An 18,292-nucleotide genomic window follows, 5' to 3' on the forward strand; every position below is an offset into this window, starting at 1 on the left:
ACACCATTCATAAAAGCATGAAAAATTCTATTGAATACATATGCTTTATACTGGGTTAGTTTTTAGTAAATTACTGATTCCCAGTTAAAATTATTTTACTTCTCCATTATTTCCCATTTTTAAAGTTAGACCAACTATATGAAAATTTTCACATTGGAATCCGCTCCTTCTCAAAAAGGAAAAATTGCAATTGTCACAGGAGCAAATAGCGGATTAGGCTATGAAACTGCTTTAGGCTTAGCCAAAAAAGAAGCTAAAGTAATTCTAGCTTCCAGAAATCTATCGAAAGCCCAGCGGGCAATGGATCAGATTCTCAAACAAGTGCCTAGTGCAGATTTAGAAATTATATTGATTGATCTTACCAGTCTCAAATCTGTAGAGAAATTTGTCGGAGAATTTTCCGCAAAATATGATCGTTTGGATTTGCTAATTGAGAATGCGGGAATTATGATTCCTCCATTAACCATAACACAAGAGGGCTTTGAAAGTCAATTCGGTGTGAATTACTTGGCTCATTTTCATCTGACCAACCTGCTTTTCCCAATTATCAAAAAAACCAAGTCTGCACGAATTGTAACCTTGGGAAGCATGACACATAAGAATGGCGAAATAGATTTTGGTAATCTCAGTGCAGAAAAGAGTTACTCCAAGTGGAATTTCTATGCTCAAAGCAAATTGGCATGCATGATGTTTGCTTACGAACTGCAAAGACGTATCGACTCAGCAGGAATCCCAGCCATGGCACTATCTGCGCATCCTGGTTTATCAAATACAAATTTGGGTTTTTTTTTACCGACTATCGGTAGGGCATTGCTTTCTCCTATAACCTACTTGTTCGGTCAGGATTCTAAACATGGTGCAATGCCGATTTTAAGAGCAGCATTGGATCCTGAGGCAAAAGGAGGAGAATATTATGGCCCATCAGGTTTCAGTGAAATAAAAGGCCCTCCCGTGATAGTAAAATCTAGCAGTAGGTCTCATGATTTACTTGTATCCACAAAACTGTGGTCAGTCTCTGAAAAAATGACTAGCCGGGATTTTAAGCTGTAAATTCTTTATTTTTTCAAACTATTGAGATACGCAATGCTTTTTGGAATTTGCTGATAATAAATAGGGCTTTCGTCTTCTAAATAAAAGTGTTGCACACCAGCTTTTTTTGCAGCTTTAATTATAGCCGGTAGATCAAGTTGGCCAGTACCTAAAGTTACGTCGTTTTCTGTTGGTGTTCCTCCAGACATATTTCCGACTACACCTTTTTTTAGATCTTTCATATGCATGAGCTTGAATCGATCTCCATATTTTGTGAGTAAAGCAACAGGATCGGCTCCTGGAAAGAATGTCCATAGAATATCCATCTCAAAGCTTACGTATTCAGGATTAGTCTCTTGTATGATCAAATCGAAAAGCGTACCATCTCCATGTGGCTCAAATTCATATCCGTGATTATGATAGCAAAAAGTTAAACCATAATCTTCTTTTAAAACCTTTCCCACAGCATTGAAATCTGATATAGTTTGTTCCGCATCTGCCAAGGTAAATGCACCATCATGAGGAATCCAAGCCACTCTAACGAACTCTGCTCCCAATGTTTTGGCATTCTCGCCGACTGTTACAGTTTTCTCCATCAGATCCTTGTATCCTACCCCAAAGGACGAACAATGCATGCCGCGCTTATCCAATTCATTTTTGATTTCTGATGCAGTATGACCAAACAAGCTTGAAAACTCCATATCTGTTATTCCCATAGCCTGCAAGGTGTCTAGCGTAGCTGGAAGATCCTTGGAAAGGCTATTTCGATAAGTATAAGAAACCATCCCGGGCATCTCTGGGAAAAGTGCATTTTGGGTTTGGGAGAAAAGATGTGAGGAAAGCATCAGAAAAAAAACAATGAGTACTGGCAATGATCGTTTCATCGGTTTTTTGGGATAAAGTTGAGTTATTGGATTATAGAGAAATCAAGTTTTAAAGTACATTCATTTGATTGAAATGCATCTTACCAAATCAATATTTACTAAGCTATTTTTGGAATAATTTCAACGTCTAGCGAGTAAATCCAACCAAGGATCGGAATTCCAAAAACAGTTTCTTTGCAGAGAAAGGTATTCAGCTACTCTGCCATCAAAGTATTTGATCTCAATTCCCGGATAGGAATCTTTTAATGACTTATATGCTTTCACAAAATCAGGTTGGCTGCGAAATCCTGATTTAATCAAGTGAATCACAATTTCTCTTCGTGAATCCTTACTGATCAAAAAGTCCCTCATCCAATTGTCCAACGAGTTTTGCTTTTTTGACACAACCTCCTCGTAGCAGGTTATTCCAAAGGGTGGAATTGGCCCATAATGATCCACGATAGTGTGTTGAGAACCTTCGGCAGTAAAAGGGCCAAAGCTACTTTCCCAGCTGTTCATCTTATTGATAGAAGGCAGATCAACATTCATCAGTGCAAGGGTATCATACCAGAATCGCTTAGATTTTGGCAAAAAACGATGGTTTCGAAGTGGTATCCCTTTTTCTCGGGACCACTTTTGCATAAAACTAAATAGTGGGTGGTTGAAAGTAAGTACATCGTGGTGCGAAGTCAGATGGTCTGGCTCACGTTCGAAAACACGTTTAAACTTTTCATATTGAGCCAAGAATTCAGTCTTTACTTGCTCTACATAATCTGGTTTCTCAAAATTCCTGTTGAACTTACGGAAGTCCAAAAACTTTTTGTCATTACCTATCAGAAGGCTCACTTTTGTGAAATCAGAGACAGGTTCACCAGAGGTAATAGTAAAATGAAGTCCTATGTGAGTTGTTTTATACAGTGAATGATCTGGGTCTCCGGCGGGGTAATTTTTCAGCGCTTGACAAAAAGCCTTTAAATAGTTGTCATCATGATCATTAGGGCGATTGACAAGAACTGCAATTGAATTGATCCAACCTTCACGAAGAGCCATTTGGGCACCCACATCAATCTCACCGACGATGCCAATGTCATCGGCAGTGACTATAATTTTCTTTTCAATTTGAGGTACCTCCGATGTGGTATAGATAGACTTGCTCCATACAAAGCTATGATTGGTCAGAACATACCAAATATTAGAGCCCAGGTAATCTTCTCCGACGATAGCATGAGAGATTTCAACCTCAGTACCAGGTGCTAGCACTTTTGATTTAGGAGCATTGACCGAAGGCTTATACAGCCTTACGTTTACATACAGATTGGCGATACCTTTGAACGTTTCCATCAACCGATTGCTTTTGTATTATTAACAGCATGTGTAGAAGCATTTGATGGGTTGGGCCCAGAAATAGGAGTCTTCACAGAGTTGCGCACCTGCATCATTTTGTTTAATAAATCAAACCAAAAGGGAGCACCAAGGGAAATGGCAAAAGCGGTAATTAACCATCCAAAAAGGGTCCAAACAGTAAATTTAGCCTCTTTACTGACACCCAAAACATAATTATATTCACTCATTGCTGTATTTACTGAATCAATGTATTGCCTTTGCTCTGTGAATGAGCCAGTATTTACTCCATCAGGATTATTTGCGATATAAGTTTTCGCTCCTTCAACAAGCATAGCTCTCATTTCCTCATTCTTCACAAGCGCTGTGGTAAGCCCTATGGAGTCAACATTAAAGAGTCCTGCTATGATGAAACCAATAATAAAAGTCAAAAAAGTCAATTTCCTTTTATACCAACCTGCAATTCTATCCATCTGATCTTCATACCAATTTTCTATCAATGCCTTGAATTTCTCTTTGTCATTGGCTGCTTCTTGCCAAAGGTTTTTCAGTTGGTATTTTGTTTCAGTTCCTATGGATAGCCCTTCAATCTCCCATGGATTTTCTTTATTGGTTCTTTGAAACAATTCCTGCTTTAGATAATCCAGCTTTTCTTTTATAAAATCTGTCTGGTTTTTATCAGAGCTAGAAGATTGTGAAGTATCAGATAATTCTTGTTCAAGAGATCTGATTTCAGAGGCTAATTTGCTTGAGTCATATTCAGGAATAATCCCAAGTGTGGCTGAGATATTATGGATATCATCCAGATAAGCTCCTTTTCGCAATAAATCAATTAATGTACTGCCAAATCTATCCTTAGCTATGTAGGAAGGTTTTGAATTAATTCCTTTTTGCCCAAGATATTTGATGGCAGGATGTTTATAAAAAGCCTTAGTAAGTGGATTGGTAGTTTTCACCCAGAACAGATTCAGAAAGCTATGATTAATTCCATTTGACTGCTGGTCATCTGCCAATAGGCGGTCAATTCCAGTAATCAAATTTTTTGATCTGGAACTGAAAGAGGAAGTGATAGCCTCAATAATAGTCATCGCAAAAAGACTATAGAGTAGATAAAGGAAAACTAGACTGATAAAAACGTCTAAAACAGCTAAGCCGGTCATAAGAAATAGTGTTTAAAAATTTTAAGAAAAAGTATTAAAAACGTATCAGTTACAAATTAATTCTTTTCAGAAGAAAAGCTATATAACTACTTACTTTTCAATACAGATAGAGGGATTTTATTCTAGTATATAAGTAATTGAGCTTTGCCTTTACCCATTGAAAAATTGATGTTTATTTTAAAACAAATACTAAAGGGCTAAAAAGCAAAAAAGTGTTTGAATCAATCTTAAAATTATATAACTTCCTAATTAACAATAAGATAAAACCATAATCCCTACATGTTATGAAAAAGTCAGTTCTACTAGTATTTGGTATAAGCCTATTGATGGTATTAGTTGCCGCCTGGACTTTCAGAAGTGAGGAATCCCCTTATAATCTAGAAGTTGGAACCCCTGAGATCAAATCAATTACTTCTTTGGCTTTTGGTCCTGAAGGAATTTTATTTATCGGAGACTCTAAAAGTGCTAAGGTATACGCTGTGAATACAAAGGATGCAAATAACACGAGTGAAGTATCATCAATCGATGTGCAGGGAATTGATGAGAAATTAGCTGTTTTGCTTGGTACTACGGTCGATAATATATCCATTTTGGATATTGCCGTGAATCCAATTTCTAAGAAACTCTATTTAGCAATTCAATCCTCAGATGGTACACCGATTTTAATGACTCTTGAAGATGAAGATTTTGAGCCTGTATCTCTTCAAAATGTTGAATTTGCCGAAGTTGAACTTAATAATTCTCCTGCGGAGGATGCTAAAGACGGAAGAGGAAGGTCACTTCGAATTTCTGCCATTTCTGATATAGGGTATTCAGACGGTAAATTAATGGTTAGCGGGCTATCCAATAAGGAATTTAGCTCCACCTTCAGAAGCATACCTTTTCCGTTTACAGATGAGCAGGATTACGCTTCCTTAGAAATCTATCACGCAGCTCATGGTAAATATGAAACTACCTCACCGATTAAGACATTTACCACCGCAAAGGTGAATGGAAAGGATTTTTTGATCGCTAGCTATACTTGCACTCCTTTGGTATTATTTCCACTTGATGAATTGAAAGCCGGAACTCATGTAAAAGGCAGAACTATTGCAGAAATGGGAAGTGGTAATCAGCCTTTAGATATAGTAAATATGGAAAAAGATGGTAAATCTTATCTGGTGATGGCGAATTCAAACCGTCCAGTTTTCCGCATTGATTTTAAGGATATTGAAAGTTTTGAGGGTTCATTGACCGAACCGGTTACAGATAATTTCGCGACTGATGGAGTTGATTTTGTATCTATGCCTCTCACTAATGTGCAACAATTGGATAAAATGGACGATGGGACGATGGTGTTATTACAACGAAAATCAAACGGCTCCCTTGATTTATGGTCAACAGATAAAGCTGAATATTTATTGAAATAATGAAGTTTACTATTTTTCAAATCAGGTTATGCGGAATACATAGCCTGATTTTTTTTAGTGCGCTTTGCATATTTTCCTGCTCCAATAAAACTGAAGAAGATATTTCTATAGTTTGGGACAATGAGAGAGCAATAGGTCTCAAAATCCCTTTATCATCAAATCACTATAAAATTTCTGAAATTGAAGTTCGGTTAGTCCAGGATGGAAATCGGGTACCTATTTTAGGGGAATTTAAAGAAGAGGAGAATCTGGCTGTTTTTTTACCGCTTATTCCATTTACCAGAGGACAGCGCTATGAAGTCTTTGGAGCTGAGCGCAAGTTGGGAGATGTATTGATTCCTGATCTAAATGCTAAAGAAGCTAATCTTTCATTGGTAGAGATATACCCAACCAAAGATACTGTTCCTGAAAACTTACTAAAGCTGTTTTTGAAATTTTCAAAGCCAATGCGTGAAGGGGAATCTTTGAGCTATTTAACCCTTATAAAAGGGACTAGCGATACACTTTCAGGAGTATTCTTGGATTTGCAACCCGAACTTTGGAATGAAGATCAAACCTTACTGACTGTATGGCTTGACCCAGGCAGGATCAAACGTGACTTGATTCCAAATCTTGAAATGGGAGCCCCACTGACCAATTCCGAAAAATATAAACTTATTGTATCAAGCGAGTGGAAAGGACTAAACGGAGGGATTTTAGATCAAACTTACACCAAGGACTTTTTTGTCACTGTCAGAGATAGCATCTCACCTGATCCTTCGGATTGGATTTTGGATATTCCAATTCCAGGTTCCAAATCAGCTCTTCATATTAATTTTAATCAATCACTGGATTATAGTTTACTCGGAGATGTTTTTAAGATCAAATACCTAGAAAGTGAAAAAATCTCAGGGATATGGCAAATAGGAATTGAGGAAAAAAGTATTGCCTTCACCCCAACTAATGAATGGCAAAAAGGAAATTATACGCTTGAAATTGAAAGCCGCTTGGAAGACTTGGCAGGCAATAATTTAAGCCGACTTTTTGAAACCGATCTTGAAAATCCTGTCACATCTAAAATAGAAAGCCGCCTTCATCAGATAATATTCGAAATTAAGTAAATATCCAATGTCATCTCAATGGTATATACTGGCAGACACCATTGTCCATTTTCACGAAACGGACGGTTATCTACATGCCCGAAGATTTTCTTGACTATTACGGGAATTAACCAGTCAGCTCCTCTACTCTACCCTCGTAATCAAACTGTAAGTCTTCGTGCAAGTCAGAAATCAATTTCACAGCTTTGCTGAGCTGCATCTGGTAAATATTATCCAAAACCGGATTTCTATGCCTGAGAAAACCATATTCCCGCAGCTTTTCACAGAAAAACAATAGCACTTCAATCTGATCAGTTTTGACTTTACTCAGCTTGAGTAGCTTGTTCATTTTACGTCGAAGCTTTTGCGCAGCTTTCTTGGCATAATAAGAATGATCTCCTCTCGCCGCAAGAAAATCCGTTTCCAGCTCCTCCTGAACCATTTCTAAATACAGACCAGGATTATCCTTCTCGCTTAGCTTGAAAAATAGATAGGATTTGTTGTCCCTGCTGAACTTGCTCAAATCCGTCAACAATTCAATCAATTCCTTCTCATTGAGATAGCTGAGTTCCTTTTTGAGTTGAGCGAGACTTGGGATTTTCATGGTAAAGCGTGGTAAATGACTACTTCAAATTTTAACAATTTTTACCGATCAAACTTCATTCTTCGCAAAAATCACTTCGTTCATCTCAAAAGCACTAGTGACAGTAGTCTCAGGTTTTCAGCATTCGTACTATCGTGAAGTAATTAACAAAAACAGAAATCATGGAAAAGCGAGAATTTTTAAAAAGAATTAGTTTGGGAACCTTCACACTGCCTCTACTCATGGGGTGTAATTCAACGGAAGAGCCAAATGGGAAAACTTCAGGTACGGATTCAAGTGATACCTCCGCCGAATGCCAGCTCACCAATACGGAAACGGCAGGGCCATATCCGACTAAATCTCCTTCAACGCTAGAAAGCATGGATATCACCGCAGGAAGGACAGGTGTTGCTTTGGATATTGAAATAACAGTTTTGAACCAAACCATGGGTTGTCTACCACTGGAAAACGCCAAAGTTGATATATGGCATTGTGATAAAGATGGGAATTATTCGGAATATGGAAATTATGCGTCTGTATCATTTCTCAGAGGACGTCAAGTGACCGATTCCAATGGAAAAGTAGCTTTCACCTCCATCTTTCCCGGATGGTACAACGGTCGCTCGACCCACATACATGTACACATTTATAATGAATCGGGCAATTCTCTTTTGGTAACTCAAATAGCATTTCCTGAAGGTTCCGATAGTGCTGTAAACTTAGTCAATGCCAGTACTGCCAACGGTTATACCAAAGGAATGAGCGGCTATACCACCAATGCCAGAGATAATGTCTTCTCAGACGGCGTGTCAAACGAACTAGCAAACATTTCCGGTTCTATAAGCTCAGGTTTTAACCTCACCCATTCCATTGTAGTAAAAGCCTAGGTCAAACCGAAGATGTCAAAAGCAACTACACAGATTTTCCTTCGCTCTCTGCGTGATTTTTTGCAAAGTGAACAAGTAGCAGCCTTAAGTCATACTATTCCTTCTCCGAACTCTGACCAGCCCGCTATCGATTTGTCAGAGGTGACGCTTAAAGCCAGGTTTTCGTATGAATATCAAATCAAATATGATTGTCTCATGATCCTTGTTCCGTTGGTTGGGAAAATCCATGTAGAGGAAACTATAGGAATAGATGTAGGCGACTGCTGGTCAAAATCGCTGAAAATTGGTGAGATTATACTGCTCAAAAATCCCTATGAAACTACAGAAAATCACTTTCTCAGAATTCAGATTCCATTTGTGGGGACAGTAAAATCTTCCCTTTCCAGCTTTTCCAACGATAAGCTAAAAAACAAAATCTATCAGATTTTCTCTCTCCATCAAGATCAAGAAATATTGAACATTGGAATGGGGAAATTTGATGGAAGAGCAGAAACTGAGTTTCAAGTCAAAAGAAGTGTTTTTGTATATTCTCTGGTAGGCGCATTTGAAGTACAAAATTGTCTTTTAGAAAAGGGGGATGCATTGAAAATCATAGGTAACGACACGATAGAGCTCGAAGCACTTTCCAATGATGCCGTGATCCTAACCTTGGAAATGTAAAATTTTGCATCTTTATTCCTGAGCAAACACTGCAAAGCATGGGTAAATCCCCTAACAACTATATATGGTGGCATGTGATCGGCGTTTTTGCCTTTCTCATGCTACCTATCGTGTTGTACCCTCATCCACCTGAAGTCAAAAACTTCATTTTCACAGCACCCACTGTCCGTGATTTCATCGCAAATCTCCTCATGGTGACATTTTTTTATATCAATTACTTCTATCTGATTCCCATATTTTTTGAGAAAAAGAAGTACTCTACCTATGTCTTGATCATCTTAGTTTCCTTTGGAATGATCATCATGCTTCCGTCCATGCTTACTGGTTATTTGCCTTGGATGGAGCAGGTCAGACCAATGCCCCGAGGGCTTGGCACGTCACCGGAAAGAAGGCCTGATTTCATGAATATCATCAATAATCATGTCCTGTTATATCTATCTGTAGTGCTACTATCCATACTACTTCGCATTCGCGAGCAGCTTTTTGTAGCCGAAAACACCAAATCCAAGGCAGAGCTAAATTCTCTTAAGAGTCAGGTAAATCCTCATTTCCTATTTAACACACTCAATAGCATTTACGGGATGGCCGTACGGGAACAGTCCATAAAAACCGCTGAAAGCATCATCAAACTCTCAGGGTTGATGCGCTATGTAGTCACTGAGGCAGATTCAGAGTTTGTATTGCTTGAGAAAGAATTGGACTACGTTGAAAACTACATCGAATTGCAACGACTCAGGCTGGATTCTGAAGTAAAATTGGTAGTGGAAATTGCCACCACAAGTGAAGGACAGATGATTGCACCTCTGATATTGATTCCTTTTATAGAAAATGCGTTTAAGCATGGAGTCAATCCAGATGAGAAATCACAAATTAGGATACAAATAAAGATTGTAGACCATACTTTGACAATGGACGTGGACAACCTAAAAGTGAAAAACCGGTTGGAACATTATGAGAAAAGCGGACATGGAATAGAAAACGTAAAATCTCGATTAGTTCACCTGTATTCTGGAAAACACCAATTGGATATTTATGAAAATTCAGAAAGTTATCATGTTAAATTAAGTCTGCAACTCTCATGATCAGAGCTATTGCGATAGACGATGAGCCACTTCCATTAGAAATTATAACTAATTTCTGTGGGCAGCTTCCTGAGATAGATTTGTTAGGTACATTTTCCAAAATTCAGGATGCCAAAGTGATTTTACTGTGCGAAAAAATTGACCTGATCTTTCTGGATATTCAGATGCCCAGTATTTCAGGATTGGAGTTTTATAAAAATTATGGAGATGATAGGATGGTGATATTTACCACTGCTTTTACACACTATGCGGTAGAGGGCTTTAACTTGAGCGCGATTGATTACCTATTAAAACCATACGACTTCCAGCGATTTCAAGCAGCTGTAAAAAAGGCTATTGACTATCATCAGTTCAAGCAATTTTCAAATCAGGACTCTGAATATATTTTTCTAAAAGCAGACTATAAAATCCAAAAAATAGCCATCACTGACATACAATACATCGAAGGACTTGCAGATTATCTTAGGATATTCTTGAAAGGGCAAAAACCACTCATCGTCAGACAAACCATGAAGTCGATGACTGAGATGTTGCCGGATACTTTTTGCCGTGTACATCGCTCTTTTATAGTTCCGCTCTCTGCCATTTCAGCCGTAAAAAACAGGACAATTTTCATTGAGAAAAAGGAGATTCCTATCGGTGCAACTTATTGGGAACAGTTTGAGCATATGTTTTTCAAATAGTTTCTTACGAAAATCAAATCATTGCCACCATTCGCATTTATTCTTTTGATATTGGAATTTCAGTAGCTTAACTTAAATCCCTAAAGCATTTAGATTTTCCCTTATGAAAGAATTTCAGTCCATTTTACAGGCTTACGAGCAATACAAAATGACAGGGAAGAAAACTGCCTTGGCTACGGTACTCCAAGTGGATGGCTCTGCCTATCGTCGTCCAGGCGCTAGAATGTTGGTTTCCGAAGACGGAGAACTGACCGGAGCGATCAGTGGAGGATGTCTTGAAGGTGATGCGCTACGCAAAGCTCAGACCGTTATCTTCCAGCAAAAATCAATGCTAGTGACCTATGATACTACAGATGAAGATGATCAGAAATTTGGAGTGGGATTGGGCTGCAATGGAATTATTCACGTATTGATAGAACCAATTGATTATCAAAACTCTATAAATCCTATTGAGTTGCTTAAAATAGCAATCCAAGACCGTGTTCTTTGCCAGTTGATCACGGTGTTTTCAGTGAAATATTCCAAGCAGGAACAGATCGGCACCAAAGTGCTATTGAAAGAGAATCAGGTTTTTGGGAATGTGGAATGTCTGGAAAATAAGCTTTGGCTCCAGGTGCAGCAAGAAGTGGATTCCACTGATTCAGCCTCTCATATTATCCGAAAATATACTGATCTCGATGACCTGCAAGTTTTCGTTGAAGCCATCAAGCCCAGAATAAGAATACTCCTCTTTGGAGCTGGGAATGATACTATTCCTTTGACAAAAATAGCCGAGGTATTGGGTTTGGAAGTCGTAGTCATCGATGGTAGGAAGAATCTTGCCAACACTCAGCGTTTTCCCATATCACATCGAATAGTTACCGGCGCCGGAGATGAGGTAGTGAGGCAACTGGAAACGGATAAGTACACGGCTGCTTTATTGATGACTCACAATTTTGAATATGAAGCACTGGTATTAAAAGACCTTTTGCCATTGGGCTTAACTTACATTGGAATTTTGGGACCAAAGAAAAAATCTGAGAAACTGATCGATCGTTTGGAAAATCAGGGAATCCCTGTAAATCAGAATTCTATCTTTTCTCCCATGGGTCTGGATATCGGGGCGGAGGGCTCAGAAGAGATCGCCTTGTCTATATTGGCGGAAGTGAAGGCGGTTTTGGCAAAAAAACAAGGTACCTTTCTGCGGGAAAAGAACGGTCCCATACACGAAGAAAATCGATGAAGACAGGAATTATCATACTTGCTGCAGGAGAATCAACCAGACTTGGCTACCCAAAGCAGATCGCGAAATACAAAGAAAAGACATTGCTTCAGCTGGCAATAGATGCTGCAAATGAATCTAAAGCAGACAAAAGAGTTTTAGTACTTGGTGCAAATAGGGATGAGATTAAGAAGACTTTTCCGGGTGCTAGCATACCGAATATTCCAAACCCACATTTCGAGAAAGGTATGTCATCCAGCATCAAAATAGGTCTGGAATACATGCTCAAATTCGATCAACCAGACCAGGTAATTATCATGCTGTGTGATCAGCCTTTTGTAGATGCCAAGATCCTTAATAAGCTTATCTCAACTCAAAAGAAAGAATCAAAAGGTATAGTTGCCTGTGAGTATTCCAAAACGGTTGGCGTGCCTATACTTTTCGGCAAAGCCTATTTTAAAGAATTAATGGAGCTTACCGGTGATGAAGGGGCAAAGAATATTGTCCTTGCCAATAAAGATGATATGGCGACGGTTTCCTTTCCAAAAGGCAAAGTGGATATTGATACAGAAGAGGATTTGAGGGATTTGAATTTGTAATTCTCAAGCCTGGCTTATTTCTTTATTGCGCGGAGGAGATACGACAACAAAGCAATCTGCTATTGCTTTCCAAATAAGATTTCTTCAGGTCACCATCATTTGACAAAAGTTAGATTCCGGGGTCCTTTGTAATGACGAAATTCGAAATACTATTTTTTTTTTGCTTCAACTTTCAAACCTGCTAATGTGCCCATTCGGTGGAATATAATTCCACGAAAAGGGAAAGCCATTCGCATCTAGAATTTATTTAAATGGCTTAAATGGATTCTAACCATGGAATTATCCAGTGGCATAGAATTGGGCTAAAGTGAATTATATAATTAATAATTAATTCACTAACCAACTATCAACATGAACATTTCAAATAATGCCCAAATCAGTTGTAAGGATGCAATCTCATGCAACGTAAAAACTGCGAGAGATGAATCTGTGGGATCCATCAAAGACATCATGATCAACACCTCATCAGGTCAGGTTGATTATGTCGTATTAAAGGTAGATGAAGGATTTCTGAATCTAGGTTCAAAACTTCTTGCTTTACCATTTGAATCCTTTGAATTCAATCCAGCGCAGGACGATGTAGTAATTGTCAAGGAAATCAAAGAAACATTGGAAGAGGCTCCAGGATTTGACAGTAATGAGTGGCCTTCTGGCCCACAGACCGAATTCATTCACAACATGCGTACCTATTATAGCGAGGAACCCCGCAGTCTTTATGGACGGTACGATGAGGAAAACAAATCCTTTTTCAATGATGAAGATCGACTTGATACCTCATCAGAACGGATTCGAGATCCAAAATTTGGAGATGGTTTTTTGGAAAAAGACCATCGCGGAGAGAGACAGTCAGAAAATCGAAGAGGCGGAGATCCCCTTTTATAATCACTGATACTGTCTAACCTAAGCAAGGCTAATCCATTTTGGATTAGCCTTTTGTCGTTAGAGGTCTAGTGATAAAAGACTAATTAGCATTAAAATTATCAATCCCAAAAATTAAGAATTAAAAAAAAAATGTATCGTTGAGAGAGTTAAATCACAAATCACAATCCATCACAAAATTACCCCATTTCGTCACATATTTTTGCTAAGCCTTTCGACTCCGACTAATCTTGAACTATCAATTAGGAAGAGAATCAATGAACACCAGGAAAGTCTTTTATTTGCTGATACTTTTAGGGCTTATTTACAATATCATGTTGATGTGTTCCGACAGCAGCGTGGAAATGAGAAATCCTGAAAAAATCACCTTGAGCATTGAAACAAATCTAATTGAGACAAAGTAATGCAACCAATTAATTTACAATAGTATATGAAATCGAGAATGACGAAAGCGTCGCACAGAGGGATGACTATCAGATATGCGAGATTCCTCCCGATAGCTATCGGGAGGACCATTAAAAAACAAAAAATAAACACATGAAATCAAACAGATTTGTTTTTCGGGATTTAGAATGGTGGATCACCACCTTAGTTTTTTTGATTATAGTGCTGACTAATATCATCATCAGCATGACTTCCAATCACTACCCGGTGGAGAAATTCTTTGGGATAGTCTTTCTGCCAATTGTCCTATATATAGGCTTTTATGTGATGCACTTGATCGTAATCCCAAAATACCTGAAGGATAAAAATGTACTTCATTTGGTATTATACAGCATTTTGACAGCTGTATTGACGGCGGCGCTTTCAGGTGCATGTGCCGGAGTCAACGGTGTAAATGCAGAGAAATTCTTTCGCTTTTACCTTAGTACCATAGCACTCTATTCAGGGTATTTGGTCACAGCTATTTTATTGCGCAAGATGTTTTTACCACCTGTGTTCAAGGACTTCCAACTTTACAACAGTATACGGTTATTCACGATTTTCCTCTTTGTGGGCATCTTCCTGTTTGCATCCCAACTCTTTGTAAACGAGGTGATTTTGGTTATTTTCTTGGCAATCATTCCTACCATAGTTTTCTTTGTTCTCTACAATTATTTTCTACTGTATAGAAATAAGCTGGAAGGCCATATCATAGCTTACCGTTGGTTTCTATGGGGATTGATCAGTATAATAGGCTTTATTTTCCTCGCTATCTCAATAGACCAAAACGTACCCGAAATTTTGCTCTTGGGCATTGGAATGATATTGATTCTGGTTTTTGTGATTTTTCCTCTTTCCAACCTGATATTCAGAAAATACGATGAATATGTTGGCAGAATTGATCACTTGTCTGTGCAGGTAAACCAAAGTTCTGCCAACCTCAGCTTCCTGAGATCCCAGATCAATCCACACTTTCTTTTCAATGCGCTGAACACACTCTATGGAGCTGCGCTGATGGAAAATGCCGAAAGGACTTCGGATGGCATTCAGAAGCTTGGCGACATGATGCGCTTTATGCTTCACGAAAATCAGATGGATAAAATCCCGCTTTCAAGAGAAATCGATTATCTGAGAAATTATCTGGATTTGCAGATGCTTCGCTTCAAAAATGAGTCAAATCTGGATGTGGAAATCAAATTGTCTGACGACATTTGTGAGGGTAATATTTCGCCTATGCTGTTGATTCCTTATGTGGAAAATGCGTTCAAACATGGAATCAGCACGAAAAGTAAATCTTGGATCAAGATCAATCTGAGATGTCTTCAAGGCTCAGTTCATCTGGATGTGGTAAATAGTATTCATCCAAAAAAGCAAACCGGAGATCCACGGGATGAATCAGGAATTGGTTTGGAAAATGTCAAAAGCAGACTGGCACATTTCTACCCACAAAAGCATAACCTGACCATCGTAGCAAACGACTCAGAGCATTTCGTTCATTTGTCTTTGCAGCTAGACTGATAAATTCCTCCCAATCAAGATATATACATCAACTGAAGATAGAATGGCAAATAGTAAGCAATTAAGATTAAGAAGTGTAGTTGGAAAGATAGGAGTAACAGCTGGAGTCCTATTATTTTGCACTGCTCATATTTTACCAATAGCCGAATTGAATGGTATCATCCGACATGATGTAGGAATCCAGAAGTATTTGGACCTAGGAAATCAACCTGAATTTGATTGCGTCGGTAGATATTCTGAAGCTATAGAAAGCACTGATTATGCAGTCGGTGTATTGATATCACCTCAATGGGTTTTGACTGCCTCACATTTCGTTCAAGATAGTTCTTTTTGGAAATTCGGAGATAGATTTTACAAGACCAAAAGAATAGTCAAGCATCCCAAACTAAAACCGGGTGACGAAGAAGTGCAGTGGAATGGCTGGGATATGGCCTTGATTGAATTGGAAGAAGCTGTGTTGGACATAGAGCCAGCTGAGCGTTACTATGGAGATAAAGAGCTTGGGCAGATTATAACTAAAGTGGGCTATGGCTATATAGGAAATGGAAAAGCCGGGATGGTAAGCCCAAGAAAACAAGAGAAACTAGCCGGACAAAATACGGTGGATGCCATCGGAGGAACATTTGAAAACAGAGATTTTCGTACTGATGTGATGGTTTGTGATTTTGATAGTCCGGAAAGTTCCGAGTATAATCATTTTGGGTCAGCTACTCCCCTTGCACTTGAAATTGGAGGTTCTAAAGGAGATAGCGGAGGTGGAGTATTTATGGAAATCAATGGACAAAGCTTGTTAGTAGGCATAGTTTCGGGGGCACTTAATCGTGAGATTAAATACGGAGCAGTACTGGCATTGGCAAGAGTTTCTACAGCAAACCAATGGATAGATTCTGTTATTTCTGAGACAGAATAATGTATTAATGGCTAGGAACAAAAAGATAAAAAAAGGCAGAGAATCTGGAATCAACTTTGAAAAAGTCCGTAATAGACTCGCCCATTTCTATTCTCAAAAGCATAACTTGACCATCGTAGCAAACGACTCAGAGCATTTCGTTCATCTTTCCGTACAACTATGAGAAATTCCAGTATCATTTTTTCATCTTTATTTCTTTTTAACATCCTTACTAGCTGTAGTAAAGCAACTAAAAAAGACGACACCTCCATATTAACAACAACACCTTTTGAGAATGCTGAAGAATTCCATCTTTCGGATTTTGTAGACGAGCAAAAATATATTTTGCTCAGTACAGATGAGGAGGCACTATTCAAACGGGTGGATAAGCTGATCGCTAAAAATGATCAATTTTACCTCTTTGATCACCTCTCCCAGTCAGGTGTGTTGGTATTTGACAGCGAAGGAAGATTTGTCCAAAAAATCGGAGAATTCGGCGAAGGCCCTCAGCAGCTAAAGGGAATCAGCGACTTTCAGGTTGACAATAATGGAGATGTTCAAGTATTGGATAGACTCAATAGATCAATTGTCATTTATTCTCCTCAGGGAATTTGGAAGGAGAAAGTAGCCCTGCCGGTAAATGCAGGTGGCTTTGCACAATTGGGAAATAACTGGTTTCTAGCTATCAATTACGACCACCAAAATGATGAACTGGTCAATAATCAGATGCTAGGCGTTTTCGATAGTACTATGGAAAAAGACAGTCTGTATTTTCAATATGCTGAAGGGGCAGTAAGCGCAAATGTTTATTATCATGCAGGACTGTTAAGTACCGGGAAGAACGCCCTGATTTATCACCGCCCGCCTAATGATACGATAAGTATCTTTTCCATTAATGGAAAGCTCACCGATCGTCTGATAATTGACTTTGGTGCAAACCGTTTGCCTGATGAAGTGGTGAATGATTTTCAAACCATGAGTGCTTATAAAGCTCAGGATGCTTCCTTCCGGTACATGCAAACACCAGCATTACTTGTTGGCAATCATATTTTTGGAATAATAGCGAGTGCAAAAAATGAAATCTGGACTTATGTTTATAAGCTGGATTCTAAAGAATTGTATTCTAATAAAGTAAATTTCAGTAATATCCATCTAAATGAGTTGATTCTTCCAACTGCAAATTTCAATGATGAGGTAGTGGTATCAATGATTGATCCCGTTACTTTTAGCCAAGATGCGAATCCAGAAGCATATCCTGACGAAGTTCGCAATCATTTAGAAAATGAGGGTTCAGTGCTTCTTTTACATTATCTAAAGCCTTAAATGATGATTAATTCTATTGCTATTGATGATGAGAATATGGCTTTGGAAGTCATCAAGGCTCATGCTGCCAAAGTACCTTTTTTGGAATTGAAAGCTACTTTTACAGATGCCGTGGAAGGATTGGAATACCTCAAAACCCATGCTGTAGAACTGGTGTTTTTGGATATTAATATGCCTGATATCTCGGGAGTGGAATTAGCAGCCCTTTTGCCAAAGGATACTCAGGTTATCTTTACTACGGCCTATTCTGATTATGCGGTTCAGGGGTTTGAGCTTAATGCTATCGATTATTTATTGAAGCCATTCAGCCTTGTTAGATTTCTTAAAGCCTGCCAAAAAGCCCAAGAATGGATACAACTTCAGCCGGGAAATAGGCAGCAAAATATTTACATCAAAACCTCAGAAGGCCAGATTAAAGTCAGATTCAAGGATCTCTTTTGCTGTGAAGCGACGGGCAATTATGTTACTTTTCACCTGAGAAATGAAAAGCTGCTAAGTAGAATTACATTGGCAGAAATAGAGAAAGAGCTTCCCTCCTCTTTTATCCGGACTCATCGCTCGTACATCGTCAATTCTGAATTGGTGGACAAAGCAGAACGGCACCAGTTGATCCTGGAAGGGCAGTCTTTTCCAATTAGCCTATCCTTTATGGATGAGGTGATGGGACATTTCGAAAATGGTTGA

At 38.6% G+C, this 18,292-nt stretch carries 18 protein-coding genes; 14 read left to right on the forward strand and 4 right to left on the reverse strand.

Translation table 11 applies throughout. The features are described from left to right. Nucleotides 1-138 precede the first annotated feature (138 nt). Entirely contained in the window at nucleotides 139-1,050 is a 912-nt protein-coding gene (locus SYJ56_RS02765) for an oxidoreductase (RefSeq protein WP_323832106.1), read from the forward strand. Between the two features lie 5 nt (nucleotides 1,051-1,055). On the opposite strand, the gene SYJ56_RS02770 is transcribed toward SYJ56_RS02765, so the two are convergent. The 3 genes from SYJ56_RS02770 to SYJ56_RS02780 form a co-directional block, all read right to left on the reverse strand. After that, on the reverse strand, nucleotides 1,056-1,913 hold the full coding sequence (locus SYJ56_RS02770; protein ID WP_323832107.1) for a sugar phosphate isomerase/epimerase family protein: 858 nt from the start codon (nucleotides 1,911-1,913) through the stop codon (nucleotides 1,056-1,058). A gap of 120 nt (nucleotides 1,914-2,033) precedes the next feature. Then, a complete protein-coding gene (locus SYJ56_RS02775; protein WP_323832108.1) occupies nucleotides 2,034-3,233 on the reverse strand; it encodes a ChbG/HpnK family deacetylase in 1,200 nt (399 codons plus the stop codon). Further along, entirely contained in the window at nucleotides 3,233-4,393 is a 1,161-nt protein-coding gene (locus tag SYJ56_RS02780) for a hypothetical protein (RefSeq protein ID WP_323832109.1), read from the reverse strand. The genes SYJ56_RS02775 and SYJ56_RS02780 overlap by 1 nt, the downstream gene beginning before the upstream one ends. Nucleotides 4,394-4,677: 284 nt before the next feature. Between SYJ56_RS02780 and SYJ56_RS02785 the strand changes: the two genes are divergently transcribed. Together SYJ56_RS02785 and SYJ56_RS02790 are read left to right on the forward strand one after the other, a co-directional pair. Further along, nucleotides 4,678-5,802, forward strand: a complete 1,125-nt coding sequence (locus SYJ56_RS02785; RefSeq protein ID WP_323832110.1) for a hypothetical protein — start codon at nucleotides 4,678-4,680, stop codon at nucleotides 5,800-5,802. Next, nucleotides 5,802-6,902, forward strand: coding sequence for an Ig-like domain-containing domain (locus SYJ56_RS02790; protein WP_323832111.1), 1,101 nt, complete (start codon nucleotides 5,802-5,804; stop codon nucleotides 6,900-6,902). The genes SYJ56_RS02785 and SYJ56_RS02790 overlap by 1 nt, the downstream gene beginning before the upstream one ends. 106 nt (nucleotides 6,903-7,008) lie before the next feature. Here SYJ56_RS02790 and SYJ56_RS02795 read toward each other — a convergent pair whose 3' ends face one another. Then, nucleotides 7,009-7,485 (reverse strand): hypothetical protein, encoded by a 477-nt coding sequence (locus SYJ56_RS02795; protein WP_323832112.1) that lies wholly within the window; start codon nucleotides 7,483-7,485, stop codon nucleotides 7,009-7,011. A gap of 161 nt (nucleotides 7,486-7,646) precedes the next feature. Here SYJ56_RS02795 and SYJ56_RS02800 point away from each other — a divergent pair, with 161 nt between their 5' ends. The 11 genes from SYJ56_RS02800 (at nucleotide 7,647) to SYJ56_RS02850 (ending at nucleotide 18,292) form a co-directional block, all read left to right on the forward strand. Beyond that, entirely contained in the window at nucleotides 7,647-8,351 is a 705-nt protein-coding gene (locus tag SYJ56_RS02800; RefSeq protein WP_323832113.1) for a dioxygenase family protein, read from the forward strand. Between the two features lie 12 nt (nucleotides 8,352-8,363). Then, nucleotides 8,364-9,011 (forward strand): pirin family protein, encoded by a 648-nt coding sequence (locus SYJ56_RS02805; RefSeq protein WP_323832114.1) that lies wholly within the window; start codon nucleotides 8,364-8,366, stop codon nucleotides 9,009-9,011. A gap of 38 nt (nucleotides 9,012-9,049) precedes the next feature. Next, a complete protein-coding gene (locus SYJ56_RS02810; protein WP_323832115.1) occupies nucleotides 9,050-10,093 on the forward strand; it encodes a sensor histidine kinase in 1,044 nt (347 codons plus the stop codon). Then, nucleotides 10,090-10,776, forward strand: coding sequence for a LytR/AlgR family response regulator transcription factor (locus SYJ56_RS02815; protein WP_323832116.1), 687 nt, complete (start codon nucleotides 10,090-10,092; stop codon nucleotides 10,774-10,776). Before SYJ56_RS02810 ends, SYJ56_RS02815 begins: the two co-directional genes overlap by 4 nt. A gap of 103 nt (nucleotides 10,777-10,879) precedes the next feature. Further along, nucleotides 10,880-11,998: an XdhC family protein gene (locus SYJ56_RS02820; protein WP_323832117.1), complete on the forward strand. Its 1,119-nt coding sequence runs from the start codon at nucleotides 10,880-10,882 to the stop codon at nucleotides 11,996-11,998. Next, nucleotides 11,995-12,576 carry a nucleotidyltransferase family protein gene (locus SYJ56_RS02825; RefSeq protein WP_323832118.1) on the forward strand — a complete coding sequence of 194 codons (582 nt, stop codon included), beginning with the start codon at nucleotides 11,995-11,997 and terminating at the stop codon, nucleotides 12,574-12,576. The genes SYJ56_RS02820 and SYJ56_RS02825 overlap by 4 nt, the downstream gene beginning before the upstream one ends. A gap of 351 nt (nucleotides 12,577-12,927) precedes the next feature. After that, nucleotides 12,928-13,458 carry a PRC-barrel domain-containing protein gene (locus SYJ56_RS02830; RefSeq protein ID WP_323832119.1) on the forward strand — a complete coding sequence of 177 codons (531 nt, stop codon included), beginning with the start codon at nucleotides 12,928-12,930 and terminating at the stop codon, nucleotides 13,456-13,458. A 534-nt stretch (nucleotides 13,459-13,992) separates the two neighbouring features. Further along, complete coding sequence (locus SYJ56_RS02835; protein ID WP_323832120.1) at nucleotides 13,993-15,396, forward strand: sensor histidine kinase; 1,404 nt, start codon at nucleotides 13,993-13,995, stop codon at nucleotides 15,394-15,396. A gap of 43 nt (nucleotides 15,397-15,439) precedes the next feature. Continuing rightward, nucleotides 15,440-16,306, forward strand: coding sequence for a trypsin-like serine protease (locus SYJ56_RS02840; RefSeq protein ID WP_323832121.1), 867 nt, complete (start codon nucleotides 15,440-15,442; stop codon nucleotides 16,304-16,306). A 159-nt stretch (nucleotides 16,307-16,465) separates the two neighbouring features. Then, a complete protein-coding gene (locus SYJ56_RS02845) occupies nucleotides 16,466-17,608 on the forward strand; it encodes a 6-bladed beta-propeller (protein WP_323832122.1) in 1,143 nt (380 codons plus the stop codon). A 3-nt stretch (nucleotides 17,609-17,611) separates the two neighbouring features. Continuing rightward, nucleotides 17,612-18,292 carry a LytR/AlgR family response regulator transcription factor gene (locus SYJ56_RS02850; protein WP_323832123.1) on the forward strand — a complete coding sequence of 227 codons (681 nt, stop codon included), beginning with the start codon at nucleotides 17,612-17,614 and terminating at the stop codon, nucleotides 18,290-18,292.

The sequence above is a fragment of the Algoriphagus aurantiacus genome (genome assembly GCF_035156405.1).
GTDB lineage: Bacteria > Bacteroidota > Bacteroidia > Cytophagales > Cyclobacteriaceae > Algoriphagus > Algoriphagus aurantiacus.

Bases quoted from the DNA above. Each gene is read 5' to 3' on its own strand.
- SYJ56_RS02765 (WP_323832106.1), top strand. From the start codon at position 139: ATGAAAATTTTCACATTGGAATCCGCTCCTTCTCAAAAAGGAAAAATT.
- SYJ56_RS02770 (WP_323832107.1), bottom strand. From the start codon at position 1,913: ATGAAACGATCATTGCCAGTACTCATTGTTTTTTTTCTGATGCTTTCC.
- SYJ56_RS02775 (WP_323832108.1), bottom strand. From the start codon at position 3,233: ATGGAAACGTTCAAAGGTATCGCCAATCTGTATGTAAACGTAAGGCTG.
- SYJ56_RS02780 (WP_323832109.1), bottom strand. From the start codon at position 4,393: ATGACCGGCTTAGCTGTTTTAGACGTTTTTATCAGTCTAGTTTTCCTT.
- SYJ56_RS02785 (WP_323832110.1), top strand. From the start codon at position 4,678: ATGAAAAAGTCAGTTCTACTAGTATTTGGTATAAGCCTATTGATGGTA.
- SYJ56_RS02790 (WP_323832111.1), top strand. From the start codon at position 5,802: ATGAAGTTTACTATTTTTCAAATCAGGTTATGCGGAATACATAGCCTG.
- SYJ56_RS02795 (WP_323832112.1), bottom strand. From the start codon at position 7,485: ATGAAAATCCCAAGTCTCGCTCAACTCAAAAAGGAACTCAGCTATCTC.
- SYJ56_RS02800 (WP_323832113.1), top strand. From the start codon at position 7,647: ATGGAAAAGCGAGAATTTTTAAAAAGAATTAGTTTGGGAACCTTCACA.
- SYJ56_RS02805 (WP_323832114.1), top strand. From the start codon at position 8,364: ATGTCAAAAGCAACTACACAGATTTTCCTTCGCTCTCTGCGTGATTTT.
- SYJ56_RS02810 (WP_323832115.1), top strand. From the start codon at position 9,050: ATGGGTAAATCCCCTAACAACTATATATGGTGGCATGTGATCGGCGTT.
- SYJ56_RS02815 (WP_323832116.1), top strand. From the start codon at position 10,090: ATGATCAGAGCTATTGCGATAGACGATGAGCCACTTCCATTAGAAATT.
- SYJ56_RS02820 (WP_323832117.1), top strand. From the start codon at position 10,880: ATGAAAGAATTTCAGTCCATTTTACAGGCTTACGAGCAATACAAAATG.
- SYJ56_RS02825 (WP_323832118.1), top strand. From the start codon at position 11,995: ATGAAGACAGGAATTATCATACTTGCTGCAGGAGAATCAACCAGACTT.
- SYJ56_RS02830 (WP_323832119.1), top strand. From the start codon at position 12,928: ATGAACATTTCAAATAATGCCCAAATCAGTTGTAAGGATGCAATCTCA.
- SYJ56_RS02835 (WP_323832120.1), top strand. From the start codon at position 13,993: ATGAAATCAAACAGATTTGTTTTTCGGGATTTAGAATGGTGGATCACC.
- SYJ56_RS02840 (WP_323832121.1), top strand. From the start codon at position 15,440: ATGGCAAATAGTAAGCAATTAAGATTAAGAAGTGTAGTTGGAAAGATA.
- SYJ56_RS02845 (WP_323832122.1), top strand. From the start codon at position 16,466: ATGAGAAATTCCAGTATCATTTTTTCATCTTTATTTCTTTTTAACATC.
- SYJ56_RS02850 (WP_323832123.1), top strand. From the start codon at position 17,612: ATGATTAATTCTATTGCTATTGATGATGAGAATATGGCTTTGGAAGTC.